This is a genomic window from Micromonospora lupini (assembly GCF_026342015.1).
In the GTDB taxonomy this organism is placed as follows: Bacteria; Actinomycetota; Actinomycetes; order Mycobacteriales; family Micromonosporaceae; genus Micromonospora; species Micromonospora lupini_B.
Map to the genome: position 1 here is coordinate 1,550,379 of NZ_JAPENL010000001.1, position 18,850 is coordinate 1,569,228.

Below are 18,850 nucleotides of genomic sequence, written 5' to 3' on the forward strand. Positions count from 1 at the left end.
CCGTACCCGCACGGTCAACCGCGCCTGTTGAGTTCCGCTTCGAGCCGCTGGACGAGTGTCTTGCGGTCCTTGCCGGCATGCTCGTTGCGCAGGGCGGTCCTGAGCTGCCGCGTGTCGAGGCCACGGACCAGCTTGGCGGCCTCGGCGACCGACATCTCCGACATCCGGCCGGCCGTGGTGGCGTCTCGACGCGCCTTCTTCGCCGGCCCGGTGTTGGCGACGAATTGCTTGCCGGTTCGGCTGGCCGCGCGCTTCTTGCTGTCGGTCGCGCGCTTCTGGCTCTCCGACATCTCGTCCCAGGCCTTCTTAGGCAGATAACGACTCGTCGTGCCGCCCTTGCGCGCACGAGTGTCGCCCTCTTTCGTCTGCCACTGCTCGTTGCCCCAGCGCTGGAGCGACTTCTGCCGCTCGTCCTTTTCGCCCAGGAATCCCCCGCCACGCTTCTTGTACTCCTGGGTGACCAGTTGTGACTTGCGTGCCGACCACTGTCCCGGTCGGCCGCCCTTGTCGGACGCCTTGATCTCTTCCTTGATCTGCTCTCTGAGCTCGGGTTTCGTATACCGCGCCATGGATGGCAGCTACCCGGCAGCGCAGCGGCTATGCCTCTCGCCGCGACGTCGGCGGACCGAGCCGGAGCAGCACCTGCGCCCCGCCCTCCGGACCGGACCGCAGTTCCAGCCGACCTCCGCCGGCCTGCGCGGCGCGGCGGGCGATGTCCAGGCCGAGCCCGGTCGACCCGGCCGCGCTGGCACCCCGTCGGACCGCGCCGGACGGCATGCCCTGCCCCTCGTCGGCGACGGTGAGCAGCACCTCCCCGTCGTCGCGGGCGAGCCGGACGGTGAAGGGCGTGCCGTCGGGGGTGTGCGCGAAGACGTTGCCGAGCAGCGCGTCCACGGCGGCCGTCAGGTCGTCGGCGGGCACCCCGACGGAGAGCGGGCCGGGAGCAAGGTCGAGGTGGACGGCCCGACCGGTGTCCTCGGCCAGCACCGACCAGAACGCCACCCGGTCCGCGACGATCGCCGCGGCATCCGAGGCGGCCGTGCCCGGCGTCGGCGCGCGACGCCAGCGGGCCTGCTGGATCAGGCCGGTGACCGCCCGTTCGAGCCCGTCGGCGGCGGTGGCGATCCGGGCCGCGTCGTCCGGGTCGCGCAGCGACTCCGCCTCCAGGCGCAGCGCCGTCAACGGCGTCCGCAGTCGGTGGGACAGGTCGGCGACCTGCTCGCGCTCCTGCAGCAGGAGAACCTGGATCCGACCGGCCAGGTGGTTGAGAGCACCGGCCACCTCGCGCAGCTCCGCCGGGCCGGCGGGCGTGACCCGGGCGTCCAGCTCGGCGTTCGCCAGGCGGTGCGACACGGCGGAGAGTTCGCCGATCGGCCGGACCAGCGTGCGCGCCAGCCGGTCGGCGACCGCCAACCCGATCAGCACCAGCACCAGTCCCAGCAGCGCCAGCACCAGCCAGGCTCGGGTCACGCCGGCGGTCAGCTCCTGGCGGGGCACCACGATCCGGATCACGCCGGTGCCGTCCGTCCGACCCTGCACGGCGATGACCACCTCCCGGCCGGCCGCCGACTCCCCGGTCAGGCTCTGGCCACGCGCGGCAAGAGCCACCGCGGGCGTACGGGGCGCCTGGGCGCCGAGCACCGTGCCGTCGGGCAGGAAGACGCTCACCTGCCGACCGGACTCCACGGCGAGCTGCTCGACGGTCAGCCGGATGGTCGACGCGTCGGCGGTGCCGACCACCGGCACGAGGCTCTGGGCGTCGGCGGTGGCCCGCACGGTGGCCCGGTCCTGGGCAACGGTGCGGACGAGCAACGCCAGCGGCACCAGGAAGGCGATCAGCGTGAGCACGCTTACCGCCGCGACCAGCAGCGCGAGCCGTGCCCTCACGGCGCTTCCAGTCGGACCCCGACGCCGCGCACGGTGTGCAGGTAGCGCGGCTGCTGGGCGTTCTCCCCCAGCTTGCGGCGCAGCCAGGACAGGTGCACGTCGACGGTCTTGTCGGCGCCGCCGTACGGGATCTGCCAGACCTCGGTGAGCAGCTCACGTTTGGTCACCACCTGGCCGGGCCGGCCGGCCAGGTGGTGCAGCAGGTCGAACTCGCGCGGCGTCAGCTCCACAGTCCTGCCGTCCAGGGTGACCTGCCGGGATCGGCTGTCGACCCGCAGCCCGCCGACGACGAGGGCCGGATCCTGCGCGTCTGCGCCGGCGGGGCCCCGCCGCAGCACCGCCCGGGCACGGGCGTCGAGCTGCGCGGCGGTGAACGGCTTGACCACGTAGTCGTCGGCGCCCGCGTCGAGGACCCGGACGATCTCGGTCTCGTCGTCGCGGGCCGTGGCCACGATGACCGGCACCGAGCTGACCGCGCGCAGCATCCGCAGCAGCTCGCGTCCGTCCAGGTCGGGCAGGCCCAGGTCGAGCACGACGAGGTCGGGCCGGTCCTCCAGGGCGTCGCGCAGCCCGGCCATCGCGGTCGAGGCCGCGGCGACCGCGTGGCCGCGTTCCCGCAGGGCACGGATCAGCGGGGTACGGATGGTCAGGTCGTCCTCGATGAGCAGCAGGCGGGCCACACCTGGCAGGCTAACGGCTCGTCATCAGGACCACGCGATCTCGCCGTGACGGTCGACGAAGCGGCCCGAGCGGTGGCCCGGTCCTTCGGTGGCGAGGATGACGATGGCGTCCGTGCCCTCGGTGACGGTCTGTGGACCGCTGTGGCCGTTGAGGTCAGTGGCGGTGTAACCGGGGTCGGCGGCGTTGATCCGGACGTCCGTCAGCGCCTTGGCGTACTGGGTGGTCAGCATGGTCAGCGCCGCCTTCGACGACGTGTAGACGGGGGCGATGACGCCCGATTCGGGTCGCGCCGGGTCGTGCGTGGCCGACAGCGAGCCCATCGCGCTGCTCACGTTGATGATCACCGGGTCGGACGAGCGGCGCAGCAGCGGTAGGAAGGCGGTGGTCGTCCGCACCACGCCGACGAGGTTGACGTTGAGGACATCGAGCACGGCGTCGCCGGTCAGGTCGCTCGGGTCGCCGAACGGCCCGTGGACGCCCGCGTTGTTGATCAGTACGTCGATGCGGCCCTCGTGCTTCTCGACGTCCGCCGCCGCGGCGGCCACGGAGTCGTTGTCGGTGACGTCGATCTGCACGAACCGGGCTCCGAGCGTGTCGGCCGTCACGACGCCGAGCTCGGGGTCGCGCGCCCCGACGACAACCGTGTGGCCCAGGTCGATGAGGCGGCGGGCGGTCTCGCGGCCGAGGCCCTTGTTGGCCCCGGTGATGAAGGTGATCGTCATGCGTCCCAGCGTTCGTCGAGATGCACGCGTGTGCCAGGGACGGCGCCTCGGTAGGAAAAGCAATACCACCTTCACGATGGGGGTGTGCGCAACAATCGAGGCGTGATGACGCAGGCTGCGGGGCTGGGGGCGACGATCCGCGCCTGGCGTGACCGCCTGTCGCCGGCCGCCACGGGTCTGCCCGCCGGCCGTGGGCGACGGGCCGCCGGGCTGCGCCGGGAGGAACTGGCCGAGCTGGCCGGCGTGTCGGTCGACTACATCGTGCGCCTGGAGCAGGGACGGGCGACCACACCCTCGGCGCAGGTCGCCTCCGCGCTCGCTCGCGCCCTCCGGCTGACCTCCGCCGAGCGCGACCACCTGTTCCGGCTGGCACACCTCGCTCCCCCGACGGATGACCAGATCTCCGACCACATTCCGCCCGGCGTGCAGCGGGTGGTGGGACGCCTGAATGACGCTGCCGTCGCCGTCTTCGCCGCGGACTGGCAGGTGATCTGGTGGAACAGGAGTTGGGCCGCGCTCCTGGGCGACCCGTCGACGTCCCCGCCGGGCCTGCGCAACTTCGCCCGCGACACCTTCCCGGTGACCGCCGACGGGCCGGGGATGTCGCGCTGGCCGGTGATCTCACTGGACGCCGACGCCACGAGCGCCGCAGTCGTCTCCGACCTCCGGCGTGCCACCGGCCGGTTTCCCCGTGATCGCCGTCTGGCGAGGCTCATCCGCGACCTCACCGAGGGCAACGAGCAGTTCGCCGAGCTGTGGGCGACCGGGACTGTCGCCGCACACCGCGAGGACCGCAAGATCATCGAGCATCCCTCGGTCGGCACCGTCACTGTCGACTGCGACGTTCTGACCGACGGCGACGCCGAGCTGAAGATCGTGATCCTCACCGCGGCACCGGACACCAGCGACGAGACCAGCATGCGCCTGGCCGTCGTGGCAGGGGTTTCCGCCCCGTCGACTTCTGACGACTTCGGCGACACCACCCGGCGTTACCCGACGCCGCCGGCAAAGGGCAGTAAGGGCTGGCCTTAACTCTGCTTTAGCGTTGGGATGCGTCGACGACAACTTCGGATCGGGGATAGTCGGGGCATGAGCCGTCGTTCGATCCTCGTCGCCAGCGGCTGGGTGACCACGGTCGCCGTGGCCACCCTGATCGGGTTGGGTGCGATCCGGCTGGTCGGGGAGAGCATCACCGGAACCCCGGGCGGGGTGCGCAGCGAGGCGGAGATCGAGCGGGCCCTCGCCTCGCCGGAGTCGACGCCCAACGGCACCACGGGCGCCCCGCCGGCCGGGCCCGGCTCGGCGAGCACCGCGTCACCCGGCGCGGGCACGGCGAGTGGCGCCGCGCCCGGCCCCAGCTCTGGGGTCCGCCGCAGCTTCGCCACCGACGGCGGAACGGGCGTGGCCGAGTGCGGCCCCGCCGGCGTACGCCTCGTCTCCTGGGCGCCCGCGCAGGGTTACCGGGTGCGCGACGTGGACCGGGGCCCGGACGACGACGTCGAGGTCACGTTCGAGGGCTCGGCCGGCAGGCACGAGTTGAAGGTCCGTTGCATCGGCGCGGAGCCGGTGGCCGTCGCCGACGACTGACGTCGCAACAGGTCACAGCGCCTCCGTCCGGTCGAGCAGTGACTTGCCGGCCAGGACGAGCAGGTCGTAAGGGCTCGGCATCAGGACCTGCAGATCGTTTAAGCTCCCTGCCGTGATCCGCACCCTCGTTGTCGCCTCGCTGCTGCTGACCGCCTGCTCCCCCGCCGAGGCGCCCTCCCCCGCCCCCAGCTCCACCACGCCCTCGGACAAGGCGGCCGCCTCCGCGTGCACGCGCGTGGTCCGCAGCATCGAGGCGAAGGATTCCCCCATGGGGGACGTGACCACTGCGATGGCCTCCATCGACTCGACGGATCCCGCCGTCCGGGAGGCGGGTCAGCGGCTGGGATCGGCGGCCAAGGAAGCCGGCGACCTCTGGGTGAAGAACGACCCCACTGTGGACACGGGGCCCGCCAACCAACGCCTGGCCGACGCCCGACAGGGAATGCTCACGGCGTGCACCAACCTGTTCGGGGAGTATCCGTGGCCATTCACTCGGACGCCCGCACCGACGCCCAGCAGGTGACGCCGGAGCCGGTGCCCACCGGCACGACGGGCGCCAGCCCCGCCGGGCCGGGCATGACCAGCCCCGCGCCGAGCGCAAGCTCTGGGGTCCGCCGGGGTTTCGCCACCGACGGCGGCACGGCCGTGGCCGAGAGCGGTGCCGGTGGCGTACGCCTCGTGTCCTGGGCGCCCGCGCAGGGTTACCGGGTGCGCGACGTGGACCGGGGCCCGGACGACGACGTCGAGGTCACGTTCGAGGGCTCGGCCGGCAGGCACGAGTTGAAGGTCCGGTGCATAGGCGCGGAGCCGGTGGCCGTCGCCGACGACTAGTACCGCAGCGTAGGTGTCGCCGCGGCGGGAGAGGTTCGGCGACGTCAGTGACTGCTGGCAGCGAGCCGGATCCCGAATCCGGTGATCACAGTCCCGGTGACGCGGTCCAAAAACCGACGAGCCGTGGGACGTTGCAACACCGTGCGCAGCCGACGTGCCAGGACGACCAGCACGGCCGACCAGGCAGTACCCAGAAGGATATGCACGCAGGCGAGGAACACACCGAAGGCAAACGGGGAAGCGCCGGAGGGGATGAACTGAGGTAGGAGCGCGACGTAGAACACGCCCATCTTCGGGTTCAGCAGGTTTGTCAGCGCGCCGCGACGCCACCCTGGGTAGAAGTCGTTGCCGACCGTCGCGGGTTCGTCGATCGGCGGGTCCGCTGCGTCTGGTTGACGGTGGCGGGTGGCCCACAGCATGCTCAGCCCCATCCAGATCAGATAGCAGGCGCCAGCCCATCGCAGCACCTCGTAGGCCAGGTGCGAAGCCGTCAGCAACGCGGTGACACCAGCAGAGGTGAGCGCGCCCCAGGCCAGGGTTCCAGTTTGGATTCCGAGAACGACTCCCCAGGCACGGCGGGTTTCTCCGAGGGCCGCGGTGCGCAGGATGAGGGCGGTGTCCATCCCGGGGGTCATGGTGAGCAGGCCCACGACTATGACAAAGGACCACAGAGCGCTGAGGGCTGCCACGATGATCAACCTATCGTAGGCGGCTACCCCGTGAGCCCTCGAGCGTTGCAGAGGCGCTGGCCGGGCGGCGCGGCACGCGGCCCCAGAGGACAGGCGTCTCAGTTTGCCTGAAGGGTCGCCGCCGAACGGCCCGGCCTCCGGCAGGGTCCGCGGGCCGTCTCAGCTTTCGTCGCGCGCTTGGTGTGGCCGGTGCTTCTTGATCCACGCTTCCACGTCAGCGCGATCCCAGACGCGCACCTTGCCGCTGGCCACCGTGTCGATCGGTGCCGGGAAGGTGGCGCGGTTCGTGATCTCGGTGGTCCGGGTGCGCGATATGCCGCCGAGCATGTCTGCGATGTCGGAGAGCGCCACGAGTCTCACGCCATGACCGTATGTACGTGCTACCTGCAAACGTTGCCACTTGCAACCTTGACGGTGCCCACGTTACAAGGGAGGCTGGTGGGGCGATAACTGGACGCGGTTCGGTCACCTGATCGGGGATCGGTGGCCGGACCTGCCGTTTTTGGAGGTGGAGCCGTGGCCATGGACGACGGACCCGTGACGCCAGCGTTGGTCATTTGGACCGCGCAACGAGTGATCAGCCAGCATCACGAGCAGCCCAGCGAGTACAGGGCCGTCGGTGGCTGCGCGCAGTGCCGGGACGGCCGATGCGACATGCTGACGTGGGCGCGGGACACACTCAAGGCGCACCGCAGGTGATCGAGCGAGAGCTACCCCGGTCGGTATGGGTGCCGATGCTGGCGCGGCAGACCATCGCGCAGCACCGGGCGCACGGATCGTGCGGGCGCTGCCGGCCGGATGGGTGCCCGCCGCTGCGGTGGGCGCGCGATCGGATCGAGGCGTGCCCGGTGCGTCGCTACTAGAAATCCCTCATGTGCACAATCGCCAAGCCGCGCGCCAACGCCTCGCCGCTCGCTGCTCACAACCAGCGGCCGGCCGGACCCGCGCAGGGCCGCAGGGTGATCACGTGTTGAGGAATAGGTGTCAGGGGACCACCGAAGCTACTGGGCATCACGTGATCGAGGCGAGTCCGCCCCCACCGCTCGACCGGCGGTGGGGGCGGACTCAGGTGGTGGTTCAGCTCGTGTACGCCTCCACCTCCCACAGCGAGTGCCCGTACCCGGTCCCCCGGGCGGTGCCGTAGATCCGCAGGTAGCGACCGTTGGCGTTGAGGCCGCTGTGCTCGTCCACGCCACCGTCGGCGCCGGTCACCGTCTTCACTGTGGTCCAGGTGGTGCCGTCGTTGGAGGTCTGGATCTGGTACGCGCTGCTGTACGCCGCCTCCCAGGCGAGCTTGACCCGCCCGATCGCTGTGGGACTGCCGAGGTCGATGCGGATCCACTGCGGGTCGGAGAAGGTGCTCGACCAGCGGGTGGTGAGGCTGCCGTCGACGGCCTGGGCGCCGCTCACGTCGGCCCCCTCGGTGCTGGACGTCGACGTCGGCTTGTTCAGCAGCAGGTTGCCGCCTGTCGGGTTGCCGGTGGCGCCGTACACCTCGAACTCGAACAGCGAGTAGCCCCACGCGGTGCCCCGGGCGGTGCCGAGGAGCCTGACGTAGCGGCCGGAGCCGGTGAGCCCGGTCAGGTCGTCCACGCCTCCGTCGCCGCCGGTCACCGTGCGGATCGTGGTGAAGGTGACCCCGTCCGTCGAGGTCTGGATCTGGTACCCGCTGCCGTACGCCGCCTCCCAGGTCAGCTTGACCCGGCTGAGGGCGTACGTGGCGCCCAGGTCCACGTCGATCCACTGCGGATCGCCGAAGGCGCTGCCCCAGCGGGTGCCGGCCACGCCGTCGAACGCGTTCGCCGCGGTGTAGGCCCCCTCGAAGCTTGACGCGCGGGCCGGCTTGCCCTGGGCCAGGTTACCTGTCGGCTCCGGGTCGGGGCCCGGGCCGCCGGGACTGGTGGACAGGGTGAACTCGTCGATGTCGAACCACGGCCCGGCGCCCTTGAAGACCAGGAACAACGTCCGGGTGCCGGTCGGCGCGGTGACTCCACCGGTGACCGTGGCGAAGTTCGCGTACCCGCCGGTGGGAACGACTGTGGCCGAACCGACAAGCGGCCCGGTGGGCGAGTCGACGCGCAGTTCCAGCGTCCCCCCGCCGCCGGCCGGGGCACCGACCCGGGCGCTGAACGACTGGACGCCGGTCAGGTTGTACGGGCGGAACGAGATCCAGTCGTTGTTGTCGATGTAGCCGACCGCGGCGCCGCCGTGTCCGGCCGCCCCGGCGACGATCTGGACACCTGAGGAGTCGCCGAAGTGCTCGGCCTGGCGTACCCGAGGTTGCAGCACCGCCTGGGTGTGCGTGGTCAGCGCGGGTTGGCCGCCCCCGCCCAGGTCCGTGTACTCGGCGTCGATGATGCCGAAGATGTTCGCCGCCGTGTCGTGCTCACCGTCGGCCGAGGTCTGGATGACCCCGGTGCAGCCCTGCGCGCTGCCGAGCTGGTGGCCGTGCGAGTCGTGCCCGAGGACGTAGTTCACCTTGACCCGGGCGCAGTTGATCGTGCCGTCCTGGGCGTCGGTGACGGTGACGCTGAACGGCACCGCGTCCCCGAAGGCGAAGGTCTGCCCGTTCAACGGAGTGTTCACTGTGACGACGGGGGCGCTGTTGCCGACGGTGACGACCACGCTCGCGGTGGCGCTCTTGCCTGTGGTGTCCCGGACCGTCAACGTCGGGCTACGGGTCCCGTTTGTGGTGTACGTGAAGCTCGGGTTCGCGGCAGTCGAGTCGGTGGTGCCGTTGTTGTCGAAGTCCCAGGCGTAGGTGAACGGGTCGCCGTCCGGGTCGAGGGTGCCGGCCGAGGAGAAGGCGACGGTCAGCGGCGCGGTGCCGCTTGTCGGGGTGGCGGACACCCTGGCGACGGGTGCTCTGCCCTCGCGGGCGTACTCGATGCGGTAGAGCGCCGAGTTGGCGTCGCCGTTGAACCAGCCGGTGCCGTAGTCGAGCACGTACAGCGCGCCGTCCGGGCCGAACTCCATGTCCATGACCTGCGTGCCGGTCCACGGGAACGGGTTGATCTTCAGCGGCTGGCCGGACGCGTCGATCTTGATGTTCTTGATCCAGCGGCGGCCGAACTCACCGGCGAAGAAGGTGCCGTCGTAGTACTGCGGGAACGCAACGGCGGAGGTGTTGTTCGGGTCGTACCTGTAGACCGGCCCGGCCATCGGTGACAGCCCACCGCCGGTGAACTCCGGCGGCGATCCGGAACCGCCGTACGGCAGCCACGCCGGCACGGCCGGCGGGAGCTGCGTGATGCCTGTGTTGTTGGGCGAGTTGTTGACCGGTCCGCCCGCGCAGTCGAACTTCGCCCCGGACGGTCCGGACGGGAACGTGTAGTCGTTGTAGGCGTCGTTGCGGGCGGTGCAGTACGGCCAACCGTAGAAGCCGGGCCTGTCGATGCGGGCGAACTCCACGTTGCCCGCCGGCCCCCGGTTCGGGTCGGCGGTGCCCGCGTCGGGGCCGTAGTCACCGAGGTAGACGACGCCGGTGGCCTTGTCCACACTCATCCGGAACGGGTTGCGGAACCCCATCGCGTAGATCTCCGGGCGCGTCCGCGCGGTGCCGGGCGCGAACATGTTGCCGGTCGGGATGGTGTAGCCGCCCGCCGCGCTCGGCTTGATGCGCAGCACCTTGCCCCGCAGGTCGTTGCTGTTCGCCGCGGTGCGCTGGGCGTCGAAGGCCGGGTTACGACCGGCCCGCTCGTCGATCGGCGTGAACCCGGCCGAGTCGAACGGGTTGGTGTCGTCGCCTGTGGACAGGTACAGGTTGCCGGCCGCGTCGAAGTCCATGTCGCCGCCGACGTGGCAGCACATGCCCCGGCTGGTGGGCACGTTGAGGATCAGCGTCTCGCTGGCCAGGTTGATGGTGTTGTCCGCGTTCACTGTGAAGCGGGACAGCCTGTTGACGCCGTCCCAGACGGCGAAGTCCGCAGGCGTGCCGGTGGCCGGGGCGCCGCCGCCGGGTGTGCTCAGCGGGGGCGCGTAGTAGGCGTACACCCAGCGGTTGGTGGCGAAGTTGGGGTCGGCCTTGATGCCCTGCAACCCCTCCTCGTCGCCGCTGTAGACGGACAGGGTGGCGGCGACCTTGGTGTTGCCGGCCGCGTCGGTGTGCCGGATCACGCCGTCGCGCGAGGTGTGCAGCACGCCCCGGTCGGGCAGGACGGTCAGGCTCATCGGCTCGCCGGTCTCGGCCGCGCCCTTGGCCAGCTCGACCTGCTGGAAGTTGGTGGTGACAGTGGGGCCGCAGTCGGCGTCGACCGCCCCGGCGGCGGTCTGGATGCCGCCGAGCAGGTGCTGGCGGAAGGCCGTGTCGGTGTACGACGCGTCGGTGTGGCCGAGGCCCGTGTACCAGGCCCGCCCGCCGGAGTAGTTCTGGCACCAGGAGATCGGGTGGTCGTACCCCATGCTGCCCCCGCTGTAGGTGCTCTCGTCCAGGGTGGCCAGCACGTGCACGTTGCCCCGGGGATTGGCGCGGTAGTTGTACAGCTCGTCGAACCGGCTCCAGCGCTGCGGCAGCGCCCGGGTGGACGGGTGCACCTGGTCGGCGACCGTCACGGTGGCGGTCTGCTCGGCCGGGTGCGAGGCGAAGTACGCCCCGACGAGCCCGCCGTACCAGGGCCAGTCGTACTCGGTGTCGGAGGCCGAGTGCACGCCCACGTACCCGCCGCCGCCGGTGATGTAGCGCTCGAACGCCGCCTGCTGGGCGGCGTCGAGCACGTCGCCGGTGGTGGACAGCCAGATCACCGCCGCGAACCGGTCCAGGTTGGCGTCCGTGAACGCGGCCGCGTCCTCGGTGGCCTCGACGGTGAACCCGTTGGCGGCGCCGAGCTGCTGGATCGCCGTGATGCCGGGGGTGATGGATCCGTGCCGGAAGCCGGCGGTCTTGCTGAACACCAGCACGGTGAACGGCGCTGCGCTGGCGGCGGGTGGCGTGGCGACGACGCCGCCCAGCACGAGGATCGCGCTCAGCGCGGCGCCGAACCACGCTCTCAGGGATCTGCGCACGGGTAGGTCCTTTCGCGGGTGCGGGACGACGTGCGCCGATCACGTCGGGCGGTGGTGCATGCATCGTCGCGGCTCGATACCCGGCCCGTCAAGACGTCTCGCACTATCCGTGAGAGCGTTATCTCAGCAGCTCAGAGCGACTCTGGCCGGCAAGGTCAAATTACGGTTTCCACGCTGGCTCCCGGGGCGGGCCGCCGCAGCGCCGGCGCCGCCGGCGCGAGCGCCACAAGCATGCAGAGACCGCCGAGTGGCAGCAGGTCGAGCGTGACAGCCGGCAGGACGATGCCGACGAAGAGCAGGGCGACACTCCACCACGGCAACCGCCGCCGCGCGGCCAGCATGCCCGCCAGGACGAGCAGACCAAGAAAGAACAGCTGCGGTACGACGTCGTAGAAGGCCACCTCGACACCGGGTACGTCCTTGAAGTCCGCGCCGAGCGCCGACATCTCGGCCCGGTCGGCGGCCAGCAGCCCCTCGACGATGTCCGCCCCGAACTGCACCATGGTGGCGGCGAGCCCGACAAGCGTGACGGCCACCAGGACGCTGCGCCACGGGCCGGGGCGCAGCAGGCCGGCCAGCGCCAGCACCGCCGGTACGAAGCACACCATGCCTGCCAGGGCGACCAGGTGCGCGGCCTGCCAGTCGAACCCCGGACCGTACGTGCCGTCGGACTTCCCCCACAGGCGTACGAGCCCGTAACCCACGATGCAGGCCGGCCCGGCGATCACGAAGAATGCGGCACGTCTCATGCCCAACATCATCTGGTCGTGAGTGTGCGCCCGACTCCGGGCGAAGCCCGGTGACAGCCCCGGTCTTCGCCTCAGGTCTTCCACCGAGCAACCCTGAACCCCGTGGGTTGAGGCTCCCGCTCCTGGCAGCCCGATTCTCGAAAGCTTGCGGACCAAAATCCTTCTCGGATCACGGTGGATGTTCCAGCCCAAGCTCGGCGGGCACCGCGGGCCTCGTCCAGCCAGATGGCGCCTCCAGACCTGTGGCTGACCCTGGATCTGCCTGTGCGTGTACTAGCGTCACGGGTGTGAAAGATCGTGCTGCGGCTTATGAGCCCCTGACGGTGGAGCGGCTAGGTTCCCTTCTCGTCGGGGCTGACGAGACGCGACGCTGGCGGCTGGTGGCGGAGTTCCTGGAAGAGTACCGCTGGGAGCCAGCCGAGGTCCGGGACCGTCTGCTGGACGCCGAACCGGCCCTTGTCGGTGACGAGCATTGGGATGTGTTCCTCGCGGCGTTGGTAGAGCACCTGGCGGCCAAGGACGGGCGCGGCGCGCCGCCGTGGGTTGCTACGCGGTCGCTACGGCAGTTCTGGTTCCCATTCAACAGCCGCGCTGCTCGTGTGGACGCGGTGGTGCACGCGCCAGCGGCGTTCAGACGTCGCGGCATATTTGTGGCGGAGCAGGAGTTGAACGTCGCGTGAGTGCCGATGATCCGCTGTTGGACCGCACCGCGATCGAAGACGCATTCCGCCGGCTGGGGGAGCGTCTTTCCCGACGGGGAGTGGTTGCGGACATTTACATCTTTGGTGGTGCGGCGATGGCCCTGGCCTATGACGCCCGCCGCGCTACCCGGGACATCGATGCGGTCTTTCAGCCACATGGCATCGTGCTCGACGAGGCGAGGGCCGTCGCCGACGAACTCGGCCTTCCATACTGGTGGCTCAACGAGCAGGCAAGCGCCTACGTCGCCCCGGGCGGCGATGCGATGGCTCCTCGTGTCTTCGACCATCCGGGCCTGCGGGTAGCGGCAGCGTCGCCGGAACACCTGTTGGCAATGAAAGTGCTGGCCGCACGCCGCCGGGATGCCGAAGACATCCGCTTCCTGGTCGAGCGCCTCGGACTGACCAGTACGGAGCAAGTCCTCAATCTGTGCACGGAGATCTTTCCGGACGAGGAGGTCCCAGCTCGGGCAAGGCTCGTGCTCGAAGATGTCTTCGATGACCGTTAGCCCTTTCATCGGACTTCAACCGAGCACCGATCCTTGCAGCAGGAGCAGCAGCAGTCCGCCGACGATAGTCGTGACTGGTTCGCATGATGGTGCCGCCGGACCGCAGGATGGCATGTCGGTCGAGCCCACAGGTCCGTGAGAGCTCGGCGGCCCTGCGTCAGGGGTGTGGTCAGGCTGGATAGTGACCGTATTGGGCGAGCCGGTCGCGCGCAATCTGAAGTTCGTCGTCGGTGAACAGCCCGGACCACGGCTGTTGCAGGACGAAGGCCTCCACAGTGAGGTCGAGGCGGCCCTTCTCCCAGAGGGTGGTGAATCCGCTGGAGACCGAAGAGGCATGCAGGAGCTGACGGGCTGCACTAAGTCCGCCCGATGTGGAGATCATCCGGATATAGATGGTCGCGTTGTAGTTGATCTCACGCTTCATGGCACGGTAACCATCGACAAGCGCCTGGTGGAACTGCTTCGCGAGTGCGTCCGTGTCGACTGGAGGTGGGCTGCTTACTTCCTTCGTGCGAACCGTGGCGGATAGTGAGGGTGCCACCACGGAGCGCGCTGCAGGCCTTCCGAGGCTGTCAGCCGTGTTGGGGCCGAGCGCGATATGGTCGGCGAGGCCGGTGCCGAGGTGCTGGGGACGCGGCATGCTACGTGCGTGCAACCCGCGGACGAGCGCGGTGTAGATATCACGCATCGAGAGAAGGGCGCCGGCGCCAGGGATACCATCGCGGAGCACCCGCAGCAGTTCGCCGGTGAATGCGGTGAATCGGTCCCCCGGTGGTGCGATGGAGGTCGAATTTGCTGGTGCAGAGGCGATGGTGTAAGTGCCGTTGATGTCGATGGCTGCAGTCAGCGCCGAAGAAACTGAAGTCATGGCCGTTGTGGCGTGGCCCGAGAAACAACAGTCAAGTATCAGGATCCGATTTCTCGCCGGACTCTCGGCCATAGCCATACGGAGCCACTCGATCGGCACGGCGGTGTATGCAACACGTCTCGGATCTGTGTTGGTGACCGCGAGATGCAATGCTCCGCGTGGCGTGAGCAACCCGTGTCCGGCGTAATACACGATCGCGGTGTCGCTGGCGGCGTTCACAGTCTCGTCAAGCGCGGTACCCACCTCGTCGAGCGTCTTCGGGTTGATGAGCCGACGGCAGCGGGTGGGCCCGACCACTCCGTTGCGGGAATCGCTGAGGGCCTCTGCCAGCGCAGTGATGTTGTTGGTCACCGACGGCAGGTCGTTGATGGCCTCACTCACGAAGTTCGCGGCCCCGACGATCAACGCATTTGAGCGGTCAGGTTCGGGTAGGCGGCTGGTCATTCCAGCCCGCCAGCCGAGGCGATCGCCTTGCGCAACAGTTCCGCAGCAGCACTGGCGTTCGCTGTGTCGATCTCGACGCGACAGGCATAGCCCCCGTTCGTGATCTCGACGCTGACCTTCGTGCGTCGTGCCGCGATCCAGGCGTTCAGAGTGCCGCCGAGCGCGGCCACCGCGCCGCCGCTGCCGAGTGCCACGGTGAGCATCGCAGTGACACCGCCCATGTCGCCGGGTTTCAGCTCGGCCGTCACCGTCTTGACTCGGCCGCGAAACTCATCGTCTCGTTGAAGCCACGAGTAAAGGGACGCCAACTCGTGCGCCACGTCGTTACCAAGCGCGATCTTCGCATACACGCGGCGATAATCCCCGTTCCGAAACGGGAACGCCATACGTCGATGCTGTCGGCTTGACGACCGGGCTGGCGTGAGCGCTCAACGAGCAGGCGAGCGTCCACGTCGCCCCGGGCGGCGAAGCGCTGGTTCATCGTGTGCCCTGGCCGCCCCCGGACGGACCCGCGCCATCACCGTGTGAACCTCGCAGGTGGCCCGCCAGCGTGTCTGCCCCACCGACAAGGCTGAGCACCACGGCGGCCATGACCAGGACCGCCAGTCCCGGCAGCAGGGCGCCGACCGGGACTGCCGCCACCAGCACCAGCACCCCGGCCAGCCGGCGGAAGGGGCGCCGCCCGAAGACCTCGTGCTCCGCCCAGCTCTGCGCGAGGAGGAACAGCGCCGGACCGCCCAGCACGATGACGGCCGTCGGCAACGTGCCCTCGCCGGTGGGGTGGGCGATGACCAGTTCGAATCCGACCGCGGTGATCAGCACGCTGGCGACCGTCACGAGGTGGACGTAGGTCGCCCTCTCGCCGAGTCGCGCCGGGGTCCGCGAGTCGCGGATCGCCGTGGGGAGCCGGTGTCCGGAGCGGTGGAAGTAGATCCGCCAGAACAGCACTGTGACAGCGAACGCGACGACGAAGCCGGCGACCTCCGCGGGGGTCATCGGGGCCGCGCTGGAGGCCAGGCCGATCACCAGGATGGCCTCGCCGAGCGCGATCAGGAACACCTGCTGGTAGCGCTCCACCAGGTGGACCCCGTTAATCACCCACTGGTTCACCCGGGAGGCGCCGAGCCGGGGTATCGGCCAGCCGGTGGCGAACCCGACGTACTCGATGGCCAGGGCGCCGGCCCAGGTCGCGGGCCGGGCGTGCTCGCTCACGGCGACCCCGACGAGCCAGGGCACCGCGGCGACGGCCGTCCAGATCGTGATGCGGGTGGTCACCAGCCGTCGCGGGTGGCCGCGCAACGCCAGGGTGAGCGCGAGCGGCCGACCGAGCTGAATGGTGACGTAGGTGCCGGCGAACAGCACGGCTCGACTGCCGAACGCGTGGGGCATCGCGATGGCCAGCACCAGCGCGCCGAACATGACCACGATCACCAGCGCCTGGACGAACGCCAGCGCCGGGTCGTAGAGGCTGGTGACCCAGGCCGCCAGCATCCAGATCAACCAGAGCAGAAGGAAGAAGAACAGCGCCTCGGCGGCGCCGGCCAGCACGTCGCGCTCGGGCTCGCGGGCGTTCAGCTCGGTGATCAGCCGTTGTGCGACACGGGTGAGGGCGAAGACGAAGGCCAGGTCGAAGAAGAGTTCGAGGAACGCCGCCCGGGGTGCGGCCACCGGATCCCGCAGAAGCCGTCCCGTCCACGCGTCCGACATCCGGTACACCCCTCGGGCATCAACGATCTTTCGGACGGGGGGTTGCGCGCGACCCGCCCGGTGCGGGGTTCCTATAGTCGGGCGGTGGGCACGGAACAGGTACGGCAGGCGTACGCCTCGGTCGCGGATCTCTACATCGAACTGTTCGGCACGCGCGAGAAGGTGGACCCCGACGATCTCGCCCTCATCGGCCGACACCTGGGCAGCCGACGCGGTCCGGTGCTCGACCTGGGCTGCGGCCCGGGTCACCTCACGGACTACCTTCGTTCGCTGGGTGTCGACGCCACGGGCATCGACGTGGTCCCCGAGTTCATCGCCCACGCGCGGGCGACCCACCCCGGTGGCAGCTACCGCCTCGGGTCACTTGACGACCTGGACGTCGTTGACCACTCCGTCGCCGGGATCCTGGCCTGGTACTCGCTGATCCACCTGCCGCCGCAGCGCCTCGACGGCGTGCTCACCACGTTCCGGCGTGCCCTGGCCCCGTCCGGGAGGTTGGTGCTGGGCCTCTTCGCCGGGGACGAGGTCGACGCCTTCGACCACAAGGTCACCACCGCCTACCGGTGGCCGGTCGACGAGATCTCCGAGCGACTGACGCGCGCCGGCTTCACCGAGGTCGAGCGCCTGGAGCGCCCCGACGGAGGCGCCCACCGGCCGCACTACGCCATCGTGGCGGGCTAGGAGATGTCCGTTCCATGGCGCAGTTGGGCGAAGGCCTGGTCCGCCTCGACGATCGCCTCAGGTAGAACATCGTGTGCGGTTCGCCCCTCGGCGATCCTCTGCCAGTTGGTCCGGGCCAGAACGCGGTGAACCGCGATCACCTGGGCGGCCTGCAGTCGGGCTCCGATGCCCGGGCCGAGGACGGCGGCCAGTGCGTCCTCATCGTCGAGCAGGTACTGCGTGAGCCGTCCCGCCAGGCTCGGGGTGGTGAACACCAGCCGATGAAACGCCACCACCTCGGGGTGATCGTTGAGACCGGTGACCGGCTCGAAGCGTTCGAGACCGGCTCGGAAATGCCTGTGCAGCGCTGTCATCGGCGCGATGCCGGGCCCACGATCGCGTACCACGCGTGCGGCCTCACCGTTGTGGTCCGCGAAACGGTGCAGGACCAGGTCTTCCTTGGTGGCGAAGTAGCGGAACAGGGTCGGTTTCGACACCTCGGCCGTGGCGGCGATGTCGGAGACCGACACCTGCTCGAACCCGCGCGCCAGGAACAGCGAGATCGCCGCATCGGCGATCGCGTCCCGCGTTCGCAGCTTCTTGCGGGCGCGTAGACCGACAGGCTCCATCACCGTGCCAGACTAACATTCGTTACCGGGTTGCATTTTTAACTCAGTAACGGTTTCATGGGAGCCATGGAACCGTTGGACACCCCGCTGCACTCCGTCACCGATGGCGAGGCTGCCATGACACCCGTAGGAGGACCTCCGGTGCTTGTCACCGGAGCGACCGGCCGCGTCGGACGCGCCGTCGTCGACCTGCTGACCGGTGCGGGCGTGCCGGTCCGTGCCCTCGTACGCCGCCCCGAGACGGCGGCGACACTGCCCGCCACCGTCGAGATCGTCACCGGCGATCTCACCGTGCCCGAATCGCTCGACGACGCACTGCACGCCGTCAGTACGGTCTTCCTGGTCTGGACCGCTCCGGCGCAGACCGCGGCGGACGTCGTGGAGCGGCTGGCCGCCCGGGCGCAGCGGATCGTCTACCTGTCCGCACCACACCAGACCCCGCACCCGTTCTTCCAGCAACCGAACCCGATGGCGGCGTTGCACGCGGAGATCGAACGGCTCATCTCGGCCTCCGGACTCGACTCGACGATCATCCGACCAGGGATGTTCGCGTCGAACGCCCTCTCCTGGTGGGCCGCCGCCATCCGTGGCAACGGCGTGGTCCGGTGGCCGTACGGCGCAGCCGAGACGGCCCCCGTCGACGACCGAGATGTGGCCGAGGTCGTCGCGCGGACCCTTTACGAGGACGGGCACGCCGGCGGTGACTACGTCCTGACCGGCCCCGAATCACTCAGTCAGGCCCAACAGGTAAGCATCATCGGTGACGCGCTGGGCCGCCCGATCACGTTCGAGGAGATGCCGCCCGACGACTTCCGACGCGAGACTCCAGAAATCGCACGCTCGGCAGTGGACATGCTCCTGGCCGCATGGGATGCCACGATGGGACACCCGGCACACGTCACATCCACGATATTCGACATCCTCGGAACACCACCGCGAACGTTCCGCCAGTGGGTCATCGACCACGCCACCGCCTTCACCGACAACCCCCACCCAGCGAAACCCTGACCACCCTCGGGTCAGTCAGCCGTTTCCACGGATCAGCTGACGGACGAGGGACCGTAGCCATGGTTCGGCGAGCGCCGGCGCGATTGTGCCTTCCCGGGCCCGAACACCGCGAGATCAGTCCCTGACCTGGTCCGCGCCGTATTCGTCGACCTCCCGCTCGACCTCACACGGGCCGCGCAG

20 protein-coding genes are annotated in these 18,850 nt (G+C 69.7%); 8 read left to right on the forward strand and 12 right to left on the reverse strand.

The genetic code is table 11. The features are described from left to right. Window positions 1-14 precede the first annotated feature (14 nt). Genes OOJ91_RS07100 through OOJ91_RS07115 form a run of 4 tightly spaced genes read right to left on the reverse strand, consistent with a single transcriptional unit; the run spans window position 15 to window position 3,290 of the window. Window positions 15-569, reverse strand: coding sequence for a DUF5872 domain-containing protein (locus OOJ91_RS07100; RefSeq protein ID WP_266243751.1), 555 nt, complete (start codon window positions 567-569; stop codon window positions 15-17). A 28-nt stretch (window positions 570-597) separates the two neighbouring features. Continuing rightward, the gene (locus OOJ91_RS07105; protein ID WP_266243752.1) at window positions 598-1,887 is read right to left on the reverse strand and encodes a sensor histidine kinase; all 1,290 of its coding nucleotides are present in this window, start codon (window positions 1,885-1,887) and stop codon (window positions 598-600) included. Beyond that, complete coding sequence (locus tag OOJ91_RS07110; RefSeq protein ID WP_266243754.1) at window positions 1,884-2,567, reverse strand: response regulator transcription factor; 684 nt, start codon at window positions 2,565-2,567, stop codon at window positions 1,884-1,886. Before OOJ91_RS07110 ends, OOJ91_RS07105 begins: the two co-directional genes overlap by 4 nt. 24 nt (window positions 2,568-2,591) lie before the next feature. Continuing rightward, window positions 2,592-3,290 (reverse strand): SDR family NAD(P)-dependent oxidoreductase, encoded by a 699-nt coding sequence (locus OOJ91_RS07115; protein ID WP_266243756.1) that lies wholly within the window; start codon window positions 3,288-3,290, stop codon window positions 2,592-2,594. A 105-nt stretch (window positions 3,291-3,395) separates the two neighbouring features. On the opposite strand from OOJ91_RS07115, the gene OOJ91_RS07120 reads away from it, so the two are divergent. The 4 genes from OOJ91_RS07120 (at window position 3,396) to OOJ91_RS07135 (ending at window position 5,708) form a co-directional block, all read left to right on the forward strand. Next, window positions 3,396-4,322 (forward strand): helix-turn-helix transcriptional regulator, encoded by a 927-nt coding sequence (locus OOJ91_RS07120; RefSeq protein ID WP_266243758.1) that lies wholly within the window; start codon window positions 3,396-3,398, stop codon window positions 4,320-4,322. Between the two features lie 57 nt (window positions 4,323-4,379). Then, the gene (locus tag OOJ91_RS07125) at window positions 4,380-4,877 is read left to right on the forward strand and encodes a septum formation initiator (protein ID WP_266243760.1); all 498 of its coding nucleotides are present in this window, start codon (window positions 4,380-4,382) and stop codon (window positions 4,875-4,877) included. 112 nt (window positions 4,878-4,989) lie between these two features. Further along, window positions 4,990-5,400, forward strand: coding sequence for a hypothetical protein (locus OOJ91_RS07130; RefSeq protein ID WP_266243761.1), 411 nt, complete (start codon window positions 4,990-4,992; stop codon window positions 5,398-5,400). Next, a complete protein-coding gene (locus OOJ91_RS07135; RefSeq protein ID WP_266243762.1) occupies window positions 5,358-5,708 on the forward strand; it encodes a hypothetical protein in 351 nt (116 codons plus the stop codon). The genes OOJ91_RS07130 and OOJ91_RS07135 overlap by 43 nt, the downstream gene beginning before the upstream one ends. A gap of 44 nt (window positions 5,709-5,752) precedes the next feature. On the opposite strand, the gene OOJ91_RS07140 is transcribed toward OOJ91_RS07135, so the two are convergent. The 4 genes from OOJ91_RS07140 to OOJ91_RS07155 all read right to left on the reverse strand — a co-directional run bounded on the left by OOJ91_RS07140 (window position 5,753) and on the right by OOJ91_RS07155 (window position 12,147). After that, window positions 5,753-6,397, reverse strand: a complete 645-nt coding sequence (locus OOJ91_RS07140) for a LysE family translocator (protein WP_266243764.1) — start codon at window positions 6,395-6,397, stop codon at window positions 5,753-5,755. 159 nt (window positions 6,398-6,556) lie between these two features. After that, window positions 6,557-6,757 (reverse strand): helix-turn-helix transcriptional regulator, encoded by a 201-nt coding sequence (locus OOJ91_RS07145; RefSeq protein WP_266243765.1) that lies wholly within the window; start codon window positions 6,755-6,757, stop codon window positions 6,557-6,559. 717 nt (window positions 6,758-7,474) lie between these two features. Then, complete coding sequence (locus tag OOJ91_RS07150) at window positions 7,475-11,398, reverse strand: ThuA domain-containing protein (RefSeq protein WP_266243766.1); 3,924 nt, start codon at window positions 11,396-11,398, stop codon at window positions 7,475-7,477. 155 nt (window positions 11,399-11,553) lie between these two features. Further along, window positions 11,554-12,147: a hypothetical protein gene (locus OOJ91_RS07155; protein ID WP_266243767.1), complete on the reverse strand. Its 594-nt coding sequence runs from the start codon at window positions 12,145-12,147 to the stop codon at window positions 11,554-11,556. A gap of 287 nt (window positions 12,148-12,434) precedes the next feature. Here OOJ91_RS07155 and OOJ91_RS07160 point away from each other — a divergent pair, with 287 nt between their 5' ends. Together OOJ91_RS07160 and OOJ91_RS07165 are read left to right on the forward strand one after the other, a co-directional pair. Continuing rightward, entirely contained in the window at window positions 12,435-12,827 is a 393-nt protein-coding gene (locus tag OOJ91_RS07160) for a hypothetical protein (protein WP_266243769.1), read from the forward strand. After that, the gene (locus OOJ91_RS07165; RefSeq protein WP_266243770.1) at window positions 12,824-13,354 is read left to right on the forward strand and encodes a DUF6036 family nucleotidyltransferase; all 531 of its coding nucleotides are present in this window, start codon (window positions 12,824-12,826) and stop codon (window positions 13,352-13,354) included. Before OOJ91_RS07160 ends, OOJ91_RS07165 begins: the two co-directional genes overlap by 4 nt. Before the next feature lie 169 nt (window positions 13,355-13,523). Here OOJ91_RS07165 and OOJ91_RS07170 read toward each other — a convergent pair whose 3' ends face one another. The 3 genes from OOJ91_RS07170 to OOJ91_RS07180 form a co-directional block, all read right to left on the reverse strand. Then, window positions 13,524-14,666: a caspase family protein gene (locus OOJ91_RS07170; RefSeq protein ID WP_266243771.1), complete on the reverse strand. Its 1,143-nt coding sequence runs from the start codon at window positions 14,664-14,666 to the stop codon at window positions 13,524-13,526. Continuing rightward, window positions 14,663-15,052 carry an effector-associated constant component EACC1 gene (locus tag OOJ91_RS07175; RefSeq protein WP_266243772.1) on the reverse strand — a complete coding sequence of 130 codons (390 nt, stop codon included), beginning with the start codon at window positions 15,050-15,052 and terminating at the stop codon, window positions 14,663-14,665. The genes OOJ91_RS07170 and OOJ91_RS07175 overlap by 4 nt, the downstream gene beginning before the upstream one ends. Before the next feature lie 91 nt (window positions 15,053-15,143). After that, the gene (locus tag OOJ91_RS07180) at window positions 15,144-16,373 is read right to left on the reverse strand and encodes a low temperature requirement protein A (protein WP_266243773.1); all 1,230 of its coding nucleotides are present in this window, start codon (window positions 16,371-16,373) and stop codon (window positions 15,144-15,146) included. A gap of 84 nt (window positions 16,374-16,457) precedes the next feature. Between OOJ91_RS07180 and OOJ91_RS07185 the strand changes: the two genes are divergently transcribed. Beyond that, the gene (locus OOJ91_RS07185) at window positions 16,458-17,054 is read left to right on the forward strand and encodes a class I SAM-dependent DNA methyltransferase (protein ID WP_266243774.1); all 597 of its coding nucleotides are present in this window, start codon (window positions 16,458-16,460) and stop codon (window positions 17,052-17,054) included. Here the strand turns inward: OOJ91_RS07185 and OOJ91_RS07190 are convergent. After that, window positions 17,051-17,662 (reverse strand): TetR/AcrR family transcriptional regulator, encoded by a 612-nt coding sequence (locus OOJ91_RS07190; RefSeq protein WP_266245298.1) that lies wholly within the window; start codon window positions 17,660-17,662, stop codon window positions 17,051-17,053. The genes OOJ91_RS07185 and OOJ91_RS07190 overlap by 4 nt on opposite strands. 66 nt (window positions 17,663-17,728) lie before the next feature. On the opposite strand from OOJ91_RS07190, the gene OOJ91_RS07195 reads away from it, so the two are divergent. Continuing rightward, window positions 17,729-18,670 (forward strand): NmrA family NAD(P)-binding protein, encoded by a 942-nt coding sequence (locus OOJ91_RS07195; protein WP_266243775.1) that lies wholly within the window; start codon window positions 17,729-17,731, stop codon window positions 18,668-18,670. Window positions 18,671-18,850 lie beyond the last annotated feature (180 nt).

Coding starts and splice junctions, on each gene's coding strand:
- OOJ91_RS07115 (WP_266243756.1), bottom strand. CDS start 3,290: ATGACGATCACCTTCATCACCGGGGCCAACAAGGGCCTCGGCCGCGAG.
- OOJ91_RS07125 (WP_266243760.1), top strand. CDS start 4,380: ATGAGCCGTCGTTCGATCCTCGTCGCCAGCGGCTGGGTGACCACGGTC.
- OOJ91_RS07120 (WP_266243758.1), top strand. CDS start 3,396: ATGACGCAGGCTGCGGGGCTGGGGGCGACGATCCGCGCCTGGCGTGAC.
- OOJ91_RS07100 (WP_266243751.1), bottom strand. CDS start 569: ATGGCGCGGTATACGAAACCCGAGCTCAGAGAGCAGATCAAGGAAGAG.
- OOJ91_RS07195 (WP_266243775.1), top strand. CDS start 17,729: ATGGAACCGTTGGACACCCCGCTGCACTCCGTCACCGATGGCGAGGCT.
- OOJ91_RS07155 (WP_266243767.1), bottom strand. CDS start 12,147: ATGAGACGTGCCGCATTCTTCGTGATCGCCGGGCCGGCCTGCATCGTG.
- OOJ91_RS07175 (WP_266243772.1), bottom strand. CDS start 15,052: ATGGCGTTCCCGTTTCGGAACGGGGATTATCGCCGCGTGTATGCGAAG.
- OOJ91_RS07190 (WP_266245298.1), bottom strand. CDS start 17,662: ATGGAGCCTGTCGGTCTACGCGCCCGCAAGAAGCTGCGAACGCGGGAC.
- OOJ91_RS07180 (WP_266243773.1), bottom strand. CDS start 16,373: ATGTCGGACGCGTGGACGGGACGGCTTCTGCGGGATCCGGTGGCCGCA.
- OOJ91_RS07170 (WP_266243771.1), bottom strand. CDS start 14,666: ATGACCAGCCGCCTACCCGAACCTGACCGCTCAAATGCGTTGATCGTC.